Origin of the sequence: Mesorhizobium sp. M5C.F.Ca.IN.020.29.1.1 (assembly GCF_003997375.1) — a bacterium.
Taxonomy (GTDB): Bacteria; Pseudomonadota; Alphaproteobacteria; order Rhizobiales; family Rhizobiaceae; genus Mesorhizobium; species Mesorhizobium wenxiniae.
On the sequence record NZ_RZSW01000692.1, the window covers coordinates 1 to 2,646 of the forward strand.

Genomic DNA, 2,646 nt, shown 5'->3' on the forward strand with positions numbered 1-2,646 from the left:
GTTTTGCGATAACGACATGCATAAAACAACAACCTACAGCGCGTCGCGTGGGGCCGGTCAAACGCGACGCGCTTTTAGGACTTTGCCTCTAGTGCTATCGTCTTGGTGCTTTCTTCCGTAGCAAGCCTTTCAGTGCCGTAAGCCTTCAGGAACATGCCGACGCCCGACCTGACGATGTGGTCGATCTCATCCGGGGTCGGCGCTTTGGTGCGGTAGGCGAATATGCACTGGCGGAAGAGACCTGCCAGGCACAGTTCGGTGAACTGATAGGCGGCAAGGTCGACATCGTCGATCTTGAGCAGGCCGCGCTCGACGGCGGCATTGAGAAAAACAACGACCTTGTCGTGGCCGCGTTTCGGGCCGCGTTCGTAAAAACGCGCGCCAAGTTCGGGAATCCTGTCGGACGCGCCGATTACCGTGCGCTGCGCCTGGATGACCTTGGCCGAAGTGATCTTGAGGGACAGCACCTTGCCGAACTTCACCAGCGTCTCGCGAAGGTCGTCGGCGCGGTCGAGCATATCGTACATGTTCTTGAAGATCGTGCCGCGCTCTTCCTCGATCAGCGCCTCGAACAGTTCTTCCTTGTTGGCGAAATAGACATAGATCGTGCCTTTGGAGACGCCGGCCTCACGGGTGATGTCGTTCATCGACGCCGCTTCGAAGCCCTTGTCGATGAAGACACGGCGCGCGCCCTCGATGATCTGGCTGCGCTTGACCGGGTCCTGTCCCGCCGCGGGGCGGCCGCGACGCAGGCCATCCAGCAGATCGCACTGGTCCTTGTCGGGTTCGGTCATAGTGTCACACCTCGAAAAATATTCGAACCGATCGGTTCGATCACCCTTGATATGGGCCGCTCTCCGCGCTAAGTCAATGTTCGCATCGAACCGAACGGTTCAGTCTTACTGATTGTTTCCAGAGAGATGCCCAGTTTCCAGAGAGATGCCAAGAGAGATCCCCATGTCCTCGAACGCGACCTCCACCGCCGAAGTCCGTCCCTTCCCCAACCCCAAGATCGCGCCAGCAACCGAAGCGCCGAACGCACCGACTGAGCCGGCAATAAGTCCTCCGGCCGAGGCGCCGACAAAAAAGAAACGTTCGGCACGCTTCCTTCTGTTGCCGATCATCGCGCTTGGCTTGCTGGGCGCAGCTGCCTGGTATGGCTACGATTACTGGACCGACGGGCGCTTCATGATCTCAACCGACGACGCCTATGTCCAGGCCGACATGGCATTCATTTCGCCGAAAATTTCCGGCTATGTCGATCAGATCAAGGTGACCGAGAACCAGCAGGTCAAGGCCGGCGACCCGCTGCTGGTCGTCGACAATGGCGACTACGAAATAGCGGTCGCCCAAGCCGAGGCGCAGATCGCCACCTTGAGCAAGACGCTCGACCGTATCGAGGCCCAGACCGAGGCGGCGCGTGCATCGCTCGAGCAGGCGCAGGCGCAAAAGACCGCCGACCAAGCCGCCGCCGCCAATGCGGCGCGTGTTCAAACGCGCGCCGCCCAATTACTCAAGACACATGTCGGCACCCAGGCCCAGCTGGATGATGCCCAGACCGCGGTCGAGCAGGCCAATGCCGCCCTTGTAGGTGCCGACGCCCAGATCGCCGCGGCGCAGGCCAATATCGGTGTGCTTCAGGCGCAGCGCGCGGAGACGGCGAGCACGCTGGCATCGCTGCAGCTTGCCCGGGACAAGGCCGCGCGGGATCTGTCCTTCACCGTGCTGCGCGCGCCCTATGACGGTGTGGTCGGCAACCGCTCGGTCGAGCAGGGCGACCTGATCAGCCCCGGACAGAAGCTCGCCGTCATCGTGCCGATGGACAAGCTCTACATCGTCGCCAATTTCAAGGAGACCCAGCTTGCCCGGCTGGTGCCTGGCGAAAAGGTCCGGATATCGGTCGACGCGATCGACGGCCAGGATTTCGAAGGCACCGTCTCGTCCCTGGCGCCGGCATCCGGCGCGGTGTTCTCGCTGCTGCCACCGGAAAACGCCACCGGCAATTTCACCAAGGTCGTGCAGCGCGTCCCGGTTCGCATCGACGTGCCGGCGGATGTGCTGAAGACAGGCAAGCTGCGCGCCGGCCTCAGCGTCGTCGTGGCCGTCGACAGCCGCACCGCGCCGGCCGCGTCGAACTGAGCGGCCGCTTGGGAGCACTGGCATGGCAACCGCGACCTTGACAGCAGGATCGCCGCCGGCGACGCCGGCTACGCCTGACACGATTTCCACACGCCGCATCATCGCCTTCCTGGCGATGGTGTTCGGCATGTTTATGGCGATCCTCGACATCCAGATCGTTTCGGCCTCGCTGGCCGAGATCCAGGCAGGCTTGAGCGCCAGCTCCGACGAAATCCCGTGGGTGCAGACTGCCTATCTGATCGCCGAAGTCATCATGATCCCGCTGTCCGGTTTTCTCAGCCGGATGCTGTCGACACGCGTGCTGTTCACCGTCTCCGCGGCTGGCTTCACCGCCGCGAGCGCGCTGGCGGCGACCGCCACCAACATCGACCAGATGATCGTCTACCGCGCCATCCAGGGCTTCATCGGCGGCGGCATGATCCCGAGCGTGTTCGCTGCCGCCTTCACAATCTTCCCGCCGTCGCGCCGCGCCATGGTATCGCCGATGATCGGCCTGGTGGCGACGCT

At 62.7% G+C, this 2,646-nt stretch carries 3 protein-coding genes; 2 read left to right on the top strand and 1 reads right to left on the bottom strand.

Going from position 1 to position 2,646, the window contains the following annotated elements; translation table 11 throughout:
* Positions 1-74: 74 nt before the first annotated feature.
* Positions 75-794, bottom strand: a complete 720-nt coding sequence (locus EOA85_RS32165) for a TetR/AcrR family transcriptional regulator (protein ID WP_127212416.1) — start codon at positions 792-794, stop codon at positions 75-77.
* Between the two features lie 163 nt (positions 795-957).
* Here EOA85_RS32165 and EOA85_RS32170 point away from each other — a divergent pair, with 163 nt between their 5' ends.
* On the top strand, positions 958-2,139 hold the full coding sequence (locus EOA85_RS32170; protein WP_127212417.1) for an HlyD family secretion protein: 1,182 nt from the start codon (positions 958-960) through the stop codon (positions 2,137-2,139).
* 22 nt (positions 2,140-2,161) lie between these two features.
* The coding region (locus tag EOA85_RS32175; RefSeq protein WP_127212418.1) for an MFS transporter at positions 2,162-2,646 on the top strand (485 nt) is incomplete at its 3' end.

Excerpts from the sequence above, each read along its gene's own strand:
- EOA85_RS32165 (WP_127212416.1), bottom strand. The coding sequence starts at position 794 with ATGACCGAACCCGACAAGGACCAGTGCGATCTGCTGGATGGCCTGCGT.
- EOA85_RS32170 (WP_127212417.1), top strand. The coding sequence starts at position 958 with ATGTCCTCGAACGCGACCTCCACCGCCGAAGTCCGTCCCTTCCCCAAC.